The sequence below is a fragment of the Clostridium cadaveris genome, from assembly GCF_020911725.1.
Classification (GTDB): domain Bacteria; phylum Bacillota; class Clostridia; order Clostridiales; family Clostridiaceae; genus Clostridium_X; species Clostridium_X cadaveris.
On sequence record NZ_CP076620.1, the window covers coordinates 377,483 to 391,203 of the forward strand.

13 protein-coding genes are annotated in these 13,721 nt (G+C 30.6%); 4 read left to right on the forward strand and 9 right to left on the reverse strand.

What is annotated here, in order from left to right; translation table 11 throughout:
* Positions 1–28: 28 nt before the first annotated feature.
* Both KQH81_RS01690 and KQH81_RS01695 read right to left on the reverse strand, forming a co-directional pair.
* Positions 29–886 (reverse strand): YitT family protein, encoded by an 858-nt coding sequence (locus KQH81_RS01690; protein WP_027638820.1) that lies wholly within the window; start codon positions 884–886, stop codon positions 29–31.
* Between the two features lie 270 nt (positions 887–1,156).
* Positions 1,157–1,852, reverse strand: a complete 696-nt coding sequence (locus KQH81_RS01695) for a YjjG family noncanonical pyrimidine nucleotidase (RefSeq protein ID WP_074846200.1) — start codon at positions 1,850–1,852, stop codon at positions 1,157–1,159.
* Between the two features lie 232 nt (positions 1,853–2,084).
* On the opposite strand from KQH81_RS01695, the gene KQH81_RS01700 reads away from it, so the two are divergent.
* Positions 2,085–3,023 carry an alpha/beta hydrolase gene (locus tag KQH81_RS01700; RefSeq protein ID WP_027638818.1) on the forward strand — a complete coding sequence of 313 codons (939 nt, stop codon included), beginning with the start codon at positions 2,085–2,087 and terminating at the stop codon, positions 3,021–3,023.
* A gap of 45 nt (positions 3,024–3,068) precedes the next feature.
* On the opposite strand, the gene KQH81_RS01705 is transcribed toward KQH81_RS01700, so the two are convergent.
* Positions 3,069–4,574: a sodium/proline symporter gene (locus KQH81_RS01705; protein ID WP_027638817.1), complete on the reverse strand. Its 1,506-nt coding sequence runs from the start codon at positions 4,572–4,574 to the stop codon at positions 3,069–3,071.
* A gap of 191 nt (positions 4,575–4,765) precedes the next feature.
* On the opposite strand from KQH81_RS01705, the gene KQH81_RS01710 reads away from it, so the two are divergent.
* A complete protein-coding gene (locus KQH81_RS01710; protein WP_230028763.1) occupies positions 4,766–5,644 on the forward strand; it encodes a LysR family transcriptional regulator in 879 nt (292 codons plus the stop codon).
* A gap of 96 nt (positions 5,645–5,740) precedes the next feature.
* Here KQH81_RS01710 and KQH81_RS01715 read toward each other — a convergent pair whose 3' ends face one another.
* Both KQH81_RS01715 and KQH81_RS01720 read right to left on the reverse strand, forming a co-directional pair.
* Entirely contained in the window at positions 5,741–6,979 is a 1,239-nt protein-coding gene (locus KQH81_RS01715) for an MFS transporter (protein ID WP_027638815.1), read from the reverse strand.
* A gap of 136 nt (positions 6,980–7,115) precedes the next feature.
* Positions 7,116–8,156: a M42 family metallopeptidase gene (locus tag KQH81_RS01720; protein WP_027638814.1), complete on the reverse strand. Its 1,041-nt coding sequence runs from the start codon at positions 8,154–8,156 to the stop codon at positions 7,116–7,118.
* A gap of 152 nt (positions 8,157–8,308) precedes the next feature.
* On the opposite strand from KQH81_RS01720, the gene KQH81_RS01725 reads away from it, so the two are divergent.
* Together KQH81_RS01725 and KQH81_RS17570 are read left to right on the forward strand one after the other, a co-directional pair.
* On the forward strand, positions 8,309–8,926 hold the full coding sequence (locus KQH81_RS01725) for a histidine phosphatase family protein (protein ID WP_035770744.1): 618 nt from the start codon (positions 8,309–8,311) through the stop codon (positions 8,924–8,926).
* A gap of 105 nt (positions 8,927–9,031) precedes the next feature.
* Complete coding sequence (locus tag KQH81_RS17570) at positions 9,032–9,160, forward strand: hypothetical protein (RefSeq protein ID WP_267890562.1); 129 nt, start codon at positions 9,032–9,034, stop codon at positions 9,158–9,160.
* 217 nt (positions 9,161–9,377) lie between these two features.
* Here the strand turns inward: KQH81_RS17570 and KQH81_RS01730 are convergent, their stop codons facing one another.
* From KQH81_RS01730 to KQH81_RS01745, 4 genes are all read right to left on the reverse strand, one after another.
* Positions 9,378–10,004 carry an undecaprenyl diphosphate synthase family protein gene (locus KQH81_RS01730; RefSeq protein ID WP_027638812.1) on the reverse strand — a complete coding sequence of 209 codons (627 nt, stop codon included), beginning with the start codon at positions 10,002–10,004 and terminating at the stop codon, positions 9,378–9,380.
* A 191-nt stretch (positions 10,005–10,195) separates the two neighbouring features.
* On the reverse strand, positions 10,196–10,900 hold the full coding sequence (locus KQH81_RS01735) for a hypothetical protein (RefSeq protein WP_027638811.1): 705 nt from the start codon (positions 10,898–10,900) through the stop codon (positions 10,196–10,198).
* A gap of 7 nt (positions 10,901–10,907) precedes the next feature.
* On the reverse strand, positions 10,908–11,924 hold the full coding sequence (locus KQH81_RS01740) for a hypothetical protein (RefSeq protein ID WP_027638810.1): 1,017 nt from the start codon (positions 11,922–11,924) through the stop codon (positions 10,908–10,910).
* A 266-nt stretch (positions 11,925–12,190) separates the two neighbouring features.
* The gene (locus KQH81_RS01745; protein WP_027638809.1) at positions 12,191–13,543 is read right to left on the reverse strand and encodes an alanine/glycine:cation symporter family protein; all 1,353 of its coding nucleotides are present in this window, start codon (positions 13,541–13,543) and stop codon (positions 12,191–12,193) included.
* Positions 13,544–13,721 lie beyond the last annotated feature (178 nt).

Here is a 13,721-nt window from a genome sequence, read left to right on the forward strand (position 1 = left end):
TCTAATACACCATAATTTTTCACCAAATCTAAATGTTTTTGAATCCGCCACCTTTAACCTCAGCTATATCAAGAATATTGAAGAAAGCCTTGGGGTCTTTTTTTAGTATTTCATTTTTTAAAGCTATCATTTGACGAGACGTCACAACACAGTAAAGCATTTTCCTATTTTCATGGGTGAACTCACCAGTAGACTTTAAAGAAGTAACACTAAGATGCAGGTCAGACATAATAAAGTCTATTATCTTATCTTCTTCGTCAGTTAATATGAGCATAAGTTTTTTAGTTGAAAATCCTTTTATGACTTTGTCAAGAACTATACTTTGAATGCACATGGATATTAGAGTATAAAGTGCTCTAGGCATTCCAAAGATTATAGCCCCAAGGATAACTATAAGGATATTTATACCAAATCCTATGGTGCCTATATTAAAATTAGAGTTCTTTTTTCTGATAATCATAGCAATTATATCAGAACCTCCAACAGAGCCGTTTCTTAAAAATATAAGACCATATCCGAGTCCGCATAAAGCGCCTCCATATAAGCAGTATAAAAGTATATCATTAATATTTATTAAAGATGATAAAGGTTTTGTTATCATAAGAGAAACAGATAATGATAGCATACCTATTGCTGAATATAGGGTGAAGTATCGGTCTAATTTTTTATAGCTCAATACGAAGAGTGGTATATTGAGAAAAAACAAACTAATTCCAGAAGGAAATCCTGAAATATATTCTATAATTAAAGCAATTCCTGTAGCACCTCCGCTTAAGAGCTGAGCGTGACTTAAAAATAAATTAATTCCCAGAGAAGCGATAAGTGTACCTAAAAATATTATTGATATATCAAGCAAGAAGCTTCTATTCTTAATTAAATCTTTCATTAAAAAACCTCACATATAAAAATTAAATAGTTTTATTATAGTTTTAAAAGAATAAGTACCTAAGAATTTCATCATTTATAATCCCTATAATTATTATAGTATAAGAAGGTAAATTGGTACTTATTATAAATTGTAATTAAATTTTCTTTGCTTTTTAATTTAATTTGATTGATTATATTATTCATTTAAGTACCTCCTTTTATTCAAATTATAACATATCAACAATACATCTTTATGAATATGATTTGAATTTATCTTTCAAGAAAAGTGTTAACCTTTGATTATACTAAATAGTTCGTTTAATTCTTTAATTTCATATGTAGGATTGATATCATCGTAAGTATTTTCTAATGAATTAGGATTATACCAACAGTTGTCTATACCAGATTGGATGCCGCCTTTTATATCTGATGATAAGGAATCACCTACTATAAGAGTTCTTTCAAGATTTAAATCAGGAATCCTATCAAATACATAATCAAAGTATTCCTTCATGGGTTTTTGATAACCAGTATCCTCCGATACAAATGTATCTAGAAAGTAAGGTCTAAGTCCTGAAGCATCTATTCTTTTATGTTGAGTCTTTGAAATACCATTAGTTACAAAGTAAAGCCTGCAAAATTTACTTAAAGCTTCGCATATCTCTATAGCACCATTCATCAAGTCGTGACCTTCACTTAAAGCTGCAAGATAAAGAGTATTAAAATTTTCTCCGTCTGCAGTTATACCAATTTCATCAAAAAGTTTTTGAAATCTAGTCTTAGTTATTATGTTTTTTTCAATTATTCCTTTTTCGAAATCTCGCCACAAACTTTTATTTATTTCGTTATATCTCCTCTCGATATCATCGTTGAAAGGATAGCTATGATCTAAAAAAACCTTTTTTAGTGCTGATTTTTCGGCTTTTTTAAAGTCAAGTAACGTATCGTCTATATCAAATAGTATTGTGTCATATCTTAAACTCATTGTAGAATCCCCCTTTAAACTTTATATAAGTAATAACAATTTTTAATTTATCATAAAACTTACTATAATGCTACAAGTAGTATTAGTTTTTTTATCTATTATAAATATTATTTTCCATAGAAGTAAACAAAGTTTTAAAGCAATTAGTTTGATACTCAAAGTAATTGCTTTAAAAATATATTCATGATAAAATGTCATTTGTCCAGTACACATATTTTACGGAGGAAAACAAATGAAAAAGAAAAAAATATTAAAGATTTCAATAATATCATTTATAATGATGGTTTTTATTGCTCTTGGCTTTGTGGGAAATTACTTTTATAATCTTGCTTTAAATCCATATACATCAAAAGAAGCGATATTTGGAACAGAGGAAGAGGCGGAAGCTACAAGTGGACAACTTAAACAAGAAGATAAAGATTGGCTATTAGAAAAATCAAATTATAGTGATGAATATATAATATCTGTTGATGGATTAAATCTTCATTCTTATAAAATCATAAATAAAAATAAAACAGATAAGTGGGCTATTGTAGTTCATGGCTATACTAGTGAAGGTGTGAGAATGAGTTCCTATGCTAAAAGATATTATGATATGGGATATAATGTTTTAATTCCAGATTTAAGATCACATGGAATCAGTGAAGGTGATTATATAGGAATGGGATGGGATGACAGATTGGACATTATTGAATGGGCTAAAGTTTTGATTAAAGAGAATTCTAATTCAGAAATAGTTCTTCATGGTATATCTATGGGAGCAGCAACAGTTATGATGGTATCAGGAGAAGAACTTCCTAACAATATTAAGTCTATAGTAGCTGATTGTGGATATACGTCTGCTTGGAATCAATTTGCATATCAACTTGATGATTTATTTGGATTGCCAGCATTTCCTTTTTTACATTCGGCAGCAGTAATGGCGAAAATAAGAGCCGGATTTAATATATCGGATGTTTCAGCAATAGAACAGGTGAAGAAATCTACAACTCCAATATTATTTATTCATGGAGATGAGGACAAGTTTGTACCATATTTTATGATGGATGAGTTATATGATACAGCAAGCTGTAGAAAAGAAAAGTTAACAATAAAAGGAGCTGGGCATGCTAAAGCTTCACAGGTTAATCCAGAAACTTATTGGAATACAATCGAAGATTTCATAAAGTGATTAATTATATAAAAAAGAGTGATTTTTAGAAATCACTCTTTAATTTTATTTAGAAAAGATCTCTTTAGAATCTATAAGTTCAAGAGAAGAATCAAATAAATCACAAACTTCTTGTGAAGGATTTTTACTAATAAGTGATACTATTACAGCTGCAAGAAGACCACAGAGGAATCCAGGAATAATTTCATAAATACCTGTATATGATGAAAGGAACACATACCATAAGCCATCAACTAAGAATCCTACTGATATTCCTGCAATAGCTCCTGAGTAAGTGAATCTTTTCCAGTACAATGAAAGAATGATAACAGGTCCAAATGCAGATCCGAATCCACCCCATGCACAAGAAACAAGAGCCATTATACCTGAACATTGTGGGCTATTAGCAATAAAATATGCAACAATTGAAATTACAATAACAATAATTCTTCCTGATCGCATCATTTCTTCATTTGAAGCATTTTTACGAATTAGTGGTTTATAAACATCAGATGCAAAAGCTGATGAAGAAGCAAGAAGCTGTGAATCAGCTGAACTCATAGCTGCAGCGATTATTGCGGAAAGAAATATTCCTGCAATGAATCCAGGGAAAATAACTCTTACTATTTTAATAAATACAAGATTTGGATCGTTTATTATAGAATCCCCGAAGAAATGCCTTCCCATTATTCCTACAATTGATGTAAGAATCAAAATTAAGCATGTCCACAAACATCCTATTTTTTGAGACTTTTTCATCTCCTTTTCTGATTTAATAGATATGTATCTGATTAAAATATGAGGCATTCCAAAATACCCAAGGCCCCAACCAATGCCTGTAAGAATATCAGAAATACTTTTCCAATCAAAAGAGCCACTTGATAAAAAATTATAGTAATTTTCAGGGAAAACAACTTCAGGAGGAACATAGGAAGATGAATTCATAATAAATAAAACTATGAGAGGTGTTAAGAATAATGCACCTAACATCAACATTCCTTGAAAAAAGTCTGTCCAACAAACTGCGTTAAATCCTCCTAAAAAGGTATATGTAACAATAATTATTGTTGCTACAAGCATTGCAAGTCCAGACTCTATTCCAAGAACTAAATTGAAAATCTGACCACAGGCATAAATACTTGAAGCAGCATAAATACAGTAAACTATAATAAAAACTATAGCAGAAATTACTTGTAAAGAAATATTTTTTGTTTTAAATCGATTTGTTAAAAATTGAGGGATTGTAATAGAATCATTTGCTTGTATAGAAAATATTCTAAGCCTTGGTGCAACAAAAAGCCAAGAAGCTAGTGTTCCTAATAAAAGCCCAACAGAAATCCATACTTGACCAACACCATAAAGGTAGATTGATCCAGGAAGCCCCATAAGAATCCAAGCACTCATATCACTTGCACCAGCGCTTAGAGCTGCAACAAGACCGCTCATGTTTCTTCCACCTAAAAAATATTCTTTTTCACCTCCGCTTTTGCTTGACTTGATAAAAAAGTAAATTCCAATGCCTATTACTAGACCAAGATATAAAATAATTGCTAAAAATTCTGATTTGTTCATACTATATATCCTCCTATGTATAAGAAAAAATTATAATTAATTGTGTGATATAAAATATGTTTGATTTTATCACTTAATATAAAGAAAAGTCAAGAAAATCTTACAAAAATTCATAGATTTATTGACAAATTATAATAATTAGATATATAATATTAGAAAAACTAATATAAAAGAGGAGCGAAAGGGTTAAAATGAACCTAAAAAAATATGAAGCATTTATAAAAGCTGTTGAAAAGCAATCTATTTCTAAAGCAGCATTGGAATTAGGCAATACTCAATCTAGTGTTACTCAATTAATAAATAGCTTAGAAAAAGATTTCGGATTTAAATTAATGAGTAGAAATAAAGGTGGAATAAAATTAACTAAAGAAGGCATCATTCTTTATGATTCAATTAAAAACGTACTTGATGCCAATAAAAATCTTATGGACACAGTTTCGGACATTAAAAATAATGGACCAAATATTATTAGGATATCAATGTTTAAAAGTATTGCTGTTCATTGGATGCCTTGCATTATGAAAGAATTTCAAAATATGTATCCTGATACTATATTTAAACTTTATGATGGCTGTTATTCTGAAGTTGAAAACTATATTAGAAGTGGAGAAGTTGACATAGGGTTTGTTTCAATGCCTGTAGATATTAAATGTGAATGTATTGAAATTGCCAAAGACAGACTTCTTGGAGTGTTACCAATTGGACATCCATATGCTAAGAGTAAGACCATACCTATTGCTCAATTTGAAAAAGAGCCAGTTGTTAGTTTGATCGACAGCACCGATAGGGATGCAAGAAGAATTTTGATTTCTAAAGGTATAAATCCTGATATTAAATTTAAAACAGCTGATGATTATGCCATGTTATCTATGGTGGAAAATGGACTGGGTATATGCATTGCTCATGAATTAGTACTTAAAAATGATAATCATAAGATTGCAACTGTTGAATTAGATCCACCAGCATTTAGGACAATTGGAATTTCAGGAATTGATTTAGATAATGCTAAGCCAATTGTTAGAAAGTTTATTGAATATTTGATCCGGTGGGCTGAAAATAATTCTATTTAGAATTCCATGTAAGCTTCTGATTTATAAATCAATAAAAAACGGTATAGCAACCATAAAGTGCTATACCGTAGTTTTTTTATACATATAATAATCTTTTTAAACTTGAATCTTTTCGCCTTCATCAACCTTTAAGAATATTAAAAGTCCTATCACGAATAGTATTATAAGGCTTAGAACACCTTTTCTTGAGTCACCAGTTATTTGAGTTGTTAATCCCATTAGAAGTGGGCCAAATATTGCAGAGAACTTGCCAACTATATTGTATATTCCAAAAAATTCTGATGATTTTTCTTTTGGAATAAGCTTACCAAAGTAAGAACGGCTTAAAGCTTGAATACCTCCTTGAGCACTTCCTACTAAAAATGCAAGAATCCAATAATGAAGTTCTGTAGTCATAAAGTAGCCAAATATTGATATAAATGTATAGGTTACTATTCCTACTAATATCATCTTTCTTGGAGAATATTTTTCAGCAAGCTTTCCGTAAATTATTGCAAATGGGAAAGCTACAATTTGAAGCACCAAAAGGATTATCATAAGCTTCGAAGCACTCAAACCTAAATCTGTACCATAAGAGGTAGCCATTTTAATTATGGTGTTTACTCCATCTATATAAAAGAAATAAGATACCAAGAATAAAAATGTGCTTCTATATTTTGAAATGTGTTTAACTGTTTTGAATAATCTTTTAAAGCTGTTTCTTATAGCATTTGGTTCATGTTCTATATAATATTCTTGATTAACGTTTTTCATCATTGGAATAGAGAACACAAACCACCAAAGAGCTGTAAGTATAAATGCAACTCTTGTAGCGCTTATGGTATCTAAACCAATAAGGCTTGGTTTGCTGATTAAAACCATGCTTATTATAAAAGGAATACAGCTTCCTATATACCCATATCCGAATCCTAAGGAAGAAATTTTATCCATTCTTTCCTCAGTAGTTACGTCTGTTAGGAAGGAATCATAAAATATGTTGGAACCAGAAAAACCTATAACACTTAAGGTATAGACTATGCTACAGAAAATCCAATTTCCTTCACCAACAAATGATAACAATGCTGTAGAAATTACACCTATTATTAAAAATGTTGAGAAGAATTTTTTCTTATAACCTTTGTAATCAGCTATAGCACCTAGGATAGGAGCGAGAACTGATATTATGAGTGTTGCAAGAGAATTTGTATATCCCCAATATGCTGTTGATGTAGCTGGTGATAAATTGCTTGCAGCAACAGACTTGAAGAATACTGGAAGTATTGCTGTGGTGATTGCTAATGAGTAAGCAGAATTTGCCCAGTCGTACATAATCCAGCTTTTTTCTTGTTTTGTCATATAAAATCTCTCCTATAAAAAATTTACCCATCATAATGCGAGATAATAAGTAAAAATAGCAGCTTCTTATGGGTATATATAGATTATATATTAACGATGTTAAGAACACATTACGCCTTGTGAATAATATTTATAGCTACTTTGCAAGCATATATTTTATAAGAAGTTTTATAGTATTTTCCAAAGCAGTTATGTGAGTTCTTTCATAATGGTGAGTTGCACTAACTCCAGGCCCTAAACATGCGAACTTTAAATCAGCTCCCCATAAAATAGCTTGAGTAGCATCAGAACTATAACTGTTAAATACATCTACAGCATAATCAATTCCGCTGTTCTCTGCTATCTGAACAAGTTTATTTCTAAGATAGAAGTCATAAACGCTCTTTCTATCCTTAGCAGCTATAGAAACACTGTATTCGCTTGAAGTTTGAGCTTCTCCAACAGGAGCTATATCAATAGCAACCAGTTCTTTAGTCTTTTCAGGTATAGCAGATGATAGACCATGTCCCATTTCTTCGAAGTTACTTATATAAAAATTAGTAGTATACTTTGGCATGATATTATTATCCTTGAAATATCTACAAATCTCAAGAACCATAGCTATAGCAGATTTATCATCTATATATCTTGATTTTATAAATCCAGAAGGAGTTACCTCAAAACGAGGATCCATAACAACAAAATCTCCAACATTAATTCCTAGCTTTAAAACATCTTCTTTAGAAGATATTTTTTCATCAAGTCGCACAAGCATTGTATTTTCATTTCTTTCAGAGTTAGCTTTTTCTTGTCCATAGATGTGACTTGCTGCATATTTAAATGTTATAGAACCACGAATCTTTTCGCCTTTATTGTTTATTACATAACAATTTTCGCCTTCTATAGATGCCCAAGCACCTCCGCCTATTTTATGATATCTCAAATATCCATTAGGTAGAATTTCCTTTACCATAGCTCCTAAAGTATCCATGTGAGCAGAAATTGTAAGTTGTTCATCGTCAATTTCTCCACGAAGAGTAGCTATAAGAGCTCCCTTTTTAGTGAAATGTACACTTAATCCTAAAGCTTCAAAATCTTTTTTAGCCTCTATAATGGCATTTAATGTGTATCCACCAGGACTAGGTATGTTAAGATATTTTTTCATCATCTCAAGAGTATTTACTAAGTCTAAATTCATTACTTTCTTACCTCCTAGAAATCTTTTATACATAAATTATACCATGTTAAGGTGAAAATTGGGAAAATATAATTAATTTATAACTGTTGAAAAATCATGTCAAGATAATTTAAAATGAAAGGTAATGATAATAATAAGGGAGAATATATAATATGAACATTTATCTTATAAGACATGGTGAAACAGATTGGAATAGCGTTAGAAAGTATCAAGGAAGAATGGATATAGAACTAAACGCTAAAGGAATAGATGAGGCAAATTCAGTTGGTAATAAACTTGAAAGTTATAATATAGATTGTATTTATTCAAGCACATTAAAAAGAGCTATGAGGACAGCAGAGATTATAAATAGTTATGTAAGTGCGGGAACAATAAATCCAACAGATGAAATAATAGAACTTAATTTAGGAGAATGGGAAGGAAGAACTTGGGATGAGATTCAAGTAGAATACAAAGAATTTCTTAAGACATGGATGACAAACAGGGTTAAGGTGAAAATTCCAGGGGGAGAATCCTATGGTGATGCAGAGATTAGAGGCATAAATTTTCTTAGAAATCTTGTAAATAGTTGTAACTACGAGAATGTGGTTGTTGTATCTCATGGAGCGCTTATTGCAGCTGTTTTATGTTCCATACTTTCTATAGATGCAAATCATGAAGGGAATTTCAGAGTGGATAATTGCTCCATAAATCATATTTACTATGATAAGGAAGAGGACAAGTTTACTGTAATAACTTTAAATGATATTAGTCATTTAAGAAAAAAGTAAGAAAGAATTTATAGAATAGAGTTATTAAATGTAATAAAATAAGTTAATAATAGTAGACGTAAGATAAATATCAAACAATAAGAATAAATTAGGGAAGGTGATATTATGAAAAAGAACACTATAGTAAGGGTATGTGCAACTGCACTATTGTCTGCAGCAGTATTAGGAGTTTTATCAACAGTTGTGGAGAAAAATAAGGTTAAGACTGAGGAAAAAGAAGCTGTTACTGCATAAAATGAATTTTTAGCTTTGGGTGAAGCTTTAGAATTCATTATCTAGGAGTGTGTTTGTTGTTATTTTAAGCTTAAAATAGGTGAGAGATAACAATGGCTATCCATTAAATAAATTGTAAATATCACATAAGTTCCTGACAGAAGAAGAAGGCTTTCCTTTAAGGAAAGTCTTCTTTGTGTCTTTGTGGAGAATATTCATAATGGAGCCTTCAAAATTACTAGCCTCCCAAGGTAATATCTTGTTTATCATACCATTCAAGGGCATCTATAAATTGCTGTGGATTAAAATCAGGCCAATAATCATCTACTATATAAAAATCAGAATATACTGATTGAACTGGAAGAAAACCGCTTAAACGTCTACGGCCTCCCCACCTTATTATCAAATCAATTCTAGAGATATCATGAGATTTAAATACTTTATCTTTGCTTAAGGGTTTATTGTAGTTTAAATCCCATTCCCATCCATAATTCACTAGAAAATTAACTTTAATTCCACCCTTACCGAAAATACATCTTGTAGTAAAGGGCTTCAATTCTTCGGGAAACATTGGTGAATCAGAATTACCGATTACCAAGAGTTCAGCATCTTCTTTTGAAAGTATATTTACTGAATCTATACAAGCCTGTATGAAAGCATCTTTTTGGTAAGAAGGACGTTTAGTATTATCAACAGTAAAACCATAATAAGTGATTTCATTTATACCGTACTGTTGGCATAATTTGAATAATATCAATCCGGGAGATATGCCAAAGTCATATCCTTTTTCCTTTGTCATTCCGTGAGAAGCCGCCCACCTTCTATTTCCATCCGGAATTATTCCTATATGTTTTGGTAATCTCATATATATCACCTCAAAAATAGTATGCCTAACATGAGATAGGATTATACAGAAAAAATTTGTTTATAGTGAAGAAATTTAGGTAGTAAAGGGTGAAAAAGTTTAGGTTGGTTTGGAAAGAAAAGAGATTAGGGGGGGAGGGGGAAGAGTATATAGAAATAGCTGCCCTATGGCAGCCTGCTTATGGTATCTATTTATTTAATTATAGAACCTATGAATTTCCAAAGTTCATCGGAATCTATTTTAACTATATTTCCACTTAGAGCATCTTTCACATAAATGGTATGCTCATCTATCAAATACAAATCTAAACTATCATTTCCTTGACCATATAATTTTATAGTATACTGAGGGAACTTTTGATAAGGAAGTTTCCTAGAAGAATACATGTTAGAAGTTTTTGCAGAACATAATATATTTTTAATATCATTTGTATGATCATTTGTTAGTGTCATGTAACGTCCATTTGCAGCTTCTGTTTTTATTTTTACTGTTTTTACATTAGGCAAAGCATTTTTTAAGAGATTTTGACCACTAAAATAGTTACATATTATTTTATAAAAGTTTTCTGGTATATCATAAAATTTATTTTCATAGGAGAATAAGTCTTTAAAATATAGGCCTTCAGTATAGCAGTGTTTTTTTACAAACTGCAGTTTTGCTATCACTGGAGCAGAATATACATCAAAATCACCATCATGAAGTGTAGCATTATCAAGAGAAGCTATAAGGTTATCTCCGTCATCTTTGGACATAGTGATTGATATAAAATCATTAAATAATAGATTGACTTCTGTAGAATTTGTATCTGGATCATTGGATTGCCACAATATTATCCCTATTATAGTAAAAAGGAGGATTGATAAAATAGCACAAATGCATATAAACTTTCTCTTCATAGAATCATCACTCCTTTATAATTTCATTAAATGCTTCTATAGCATTAGGAGATTCAAACCTTTTATTGTTAAATTCCACATAAGGCCCATCAACTAATATTTCTATGTTTTTACCATCTAAAACTGCTTCTAAAGTTATCTTAGAAGAAGTCTTAGAGTCTTTGACATCAAGAGGATAGAGTCCACAAAGAGCGCGGATAGCGCCATCTTCTGGTTTTATATTTTTTCCTCTGTATTTAAGGTTTGTAGCATTAAATAAATAATATATTGATGAATTTGAAAGCTTTGTTTCAGGTGCAACTGGATTTATTAAAGTATATAAATTAGAAGGAACATCTACAAATTTTCCAAAGCCTTCATTAGTATCTATATATACTAAATTTTTATTTATAACATATATATCTACAGTATTTGAATCTATCAAAGAACTTCCATGAAGTTTGTAAGCTGGGAATTCTTGAAGTTTATATATAGTAGATAAAATATCTTTATTATTCTTATATTTAGAATGCATCTCGGTATTTATAGAGCCTTTTTTTATGGAATCTATCACATCAGAAGAAGCAGGGACGTTATCTTCAAGTGGCATATCCATCATAGAAATATAAAAGGTCTTATTAGCAAGATAGCTTTCTATGGGTTCATTGGTGATTATATAGTTATCAATTAACTTGTAAAGCTTAGAGAGTTTTCTGCCACCATATAAAGTACCATCCTGCATGAAATACTTTGAAGAAATAGATATACTATTTTTCTTTCCATCCTTAATATAGGATAAGTTAAAGAAATCAGTTATGTTGTAACTATCTAGTTTTCTAACTTCTTTTAAAGAACTTCCTAATTCTATGAAATGTGATAATACTTCTGGGTCATCTATTTTCAAGGTATAGTTTTTATGAATAACAGTTAAATCATCTATATCAGTTAAATCAGGAGATTTAGTTAATCCGTCTAAACAAAGCAATAAGAAAACACCTAATATTATGCAGCTACAAAAAGTTATGAGAGATGTTTTACTTTTCATCTTTAAACACCACCTAAAGCAAGCATAAAAAATTATGCCTTTAATTATATACATTTTATCATTTAATTTAAATATGCACCACTATAGAGAATTATAACCAAAATAATGTAATAAAATATTAATAACCCAAAATTTAATTTTTTAAGAGGAACAATACAGAGAGCTTTAGATAAATTTTATAGGAATAGCAAAGGTGTGCTGTAAAATTATTTATGATTTTACAGCACACCTTTTAATAGAGTCTATATATGAAATTTATAAGTAGTTTATTTTACAAGACTATTCTTTTTATCTAAGAAATCTTTATACATATGAATAACGGCTGGTGATAATAGTAAAAGTGCTATAAGGTTAGGGAATACCATAAGACCATTAAATGTGTCTGCAAGTTCCCATACCAAATCAACTTTAGCACAAGAGCCTAAGAATATAAAGAACATAACTAGTAGTTTAAATACCATCAAGCCTTTACCATTAAATAAGTATTTGATGTTCGCTTCAGCAAAGAAGTACCATCCAATTATTGTAGAGAAAGCAAAGAATAATAGTGTTATAGCTATAAAGGAATTACCTATAGAACCCATACCAACACCAAATGCTTCTTGAGTTAGAGCTATACCAGTTTTCCCATCTCCTAGAACACCAGTTGTCAATATAACTAAAGCTGTTAAAGTAAGAACTATAAATGTATCTATAAATACACCAACCATAGCTGATAAACCTTGTTCTGCAGGATGGTTTACTTTTGCTATAGCATGAGCATGAGGAGTTGATCCCATACCAGCTTCGTTTGAGAAAAGTCCACGAGCTACACCATATCTCATAGCATTTTTAACTGTTACACCTAAAGCGCCTCCAAGCACTGCTTGAGGATTGAAAGCACCTACAAATATCATTTCAAATGCAGGAAGAATATGAGTATAGTTTTTAAATACTATAAACAAGCTTCCAATTATATAAAATAAAGCCATTATAGGTACAACTTTTTCAGTAAATGATGCTATACGAGAAATTCCACCGATAAATATGAATCCAGCTAAAATAGCGATTATAACTCCAACTACCATTTGATTTACACCAAATGCTGAATGAAAAGCATCAGCGATTGAATTAGCTTGTACCATGTTTCCTATAAAGCCTAAAGCTAGTATTATTGTTACAGAGAAGAAAGCTGCAAGCCATTTACAGTTAAGTCCATCACGGATATAGTAAGCAGGACCACCTGTAACTTGTCCGTCTACTTTAGTCTTGTATTTTTGAGCTAAAGTAGCTTCAGCAAAGATTGTACCCATACCAAAGAATGCACTTAGCCACATCCAGAAAATTGCTCCTGGACCACCAGATACTATAGCTGTGGCAGCTCCTGCAAGATTTCCTGTACCAACTTGAGCTGCAATAGCAGTTGCTAGAGATTGGAATGAAGACATTCCGTCTTTACCAGCTTTGTTTCCAAATTTCATGCCGCCGAAAACTTGTTTAAAAGCAGCTTTAAATTTGGTAACCTGGACAAATTTAAGTCGGATCGAGAAGTAAATTCCTGTTCCACAAAGTAGAAAAATTAATACAGTATTCCACATAATGCCATTAAATTTTACTACATAAGGTAATAATGCGTCCATCAAATCACTCCATTTCTTAAATTTTGTAAATAAATTGTTTATAGTATAATTATACTATAAACCGTTTACCATTAACATTATAAGTAATAAAATATAAAATTATGTAAAAATTCGAAAAAATCATACCTTTTAATTATAAATAAAAATAATTAAACGTGAATTATTGAAATATTGTTAA

Excerpts from the sequence above, each read along its gene's own strand:
- KQH81_RS01690 (WP_027638820.1), bottom strand. The coding sequence starts at position 886 with ATGAAAGATTTAATTAAGAATAGAAGCTTCTTGCTTGATATATCAATA.
- KQH81_RS01695 (WP_074846200.1), bottom strand. The coding sequence starts at position 1,852 with ATGAGTTTAAGATATGACACAATACTATTTGATATAGACGATACGTTA.
- KQH81_RS01700 (WP_027638818.1), top strand. The coding sequence starts at position 2,085 with ATGAAAAAGAAAAAAATATTAAAGATTTCAATAATATCATTTATAATG.
- KQH81_RS01705 (WP_027638817.1), bottom strand. The coding sequence starts at position 4,574 with ATGAACAAATCAGAATTTTTAGCAATTATTTTATATCTTGGTCTAGTA.
- KQH81_RS01710 (WP_230028763.1), top strand. The coding sequence starts at position 4,766 with ATGAACCTAAAAAAATATGAAGCATTTATAAAAGCTGTTGAAAAGCAA.
- KQH81_RS01715 (WP_027638815.1), bottom strand. The coding sequence starts at position 6,979 with ATGACAAAACAAGAAAAAAGCTGGATTATGTACGACTGGGCAAATTCT.
- KQH81_RS01720 (WP_027638814.1), bottom strand. The coding sequence starts at position 8,156 with ATGAATTTAGACTTAGTAAATACTCTTGAGATGATGAAAAAATATCTT.
- KQH81_RS01725 (WP_035770744.1), top strand. The coding sequence starts at position 8,309 with ATGAACATTTATCTTATAAGACATGGTGAAACAGATTGGAATAGCGTT.
- KQH81_RS17570 (WP_267890562.1), top strand. The coding sequence starts at position 9,032 with ATGAAAAAGAACACTATAGTAAGGGTATGTGCAACTGCACTATTGTCT.
- KQH81_RS01730 (WP_027638812.1), bottom strand. The coding sequence starts at position 10,004 with ATGAGATTACCAAAACATATAGGAATAATTCCGGATGGAAATAGAAGG.
- KQH81_RS01735 (WP_027638811.1), bottom strand. The coding sequence starts at position 10,900 with ATGAAGAGAAAGTTTATATGCATTTGTGCTATTTTATCAATCCTCCTT.
- KQH81_RS01740 (WP_027638810.1), bottom strand. The coding sequence starts at position 11,924 with ATGAAAAGTAAAACATCTCTCATAACTTTTTGTAGCTGCATAATATTA.
- KQH81_RS01745 (WP_027638809.1), bottom strand. The coding sequence starts at position 13,543 with ATGGACGCATTATTACCTTATGTAGTAAAATTTAATGGCATTATGTGG.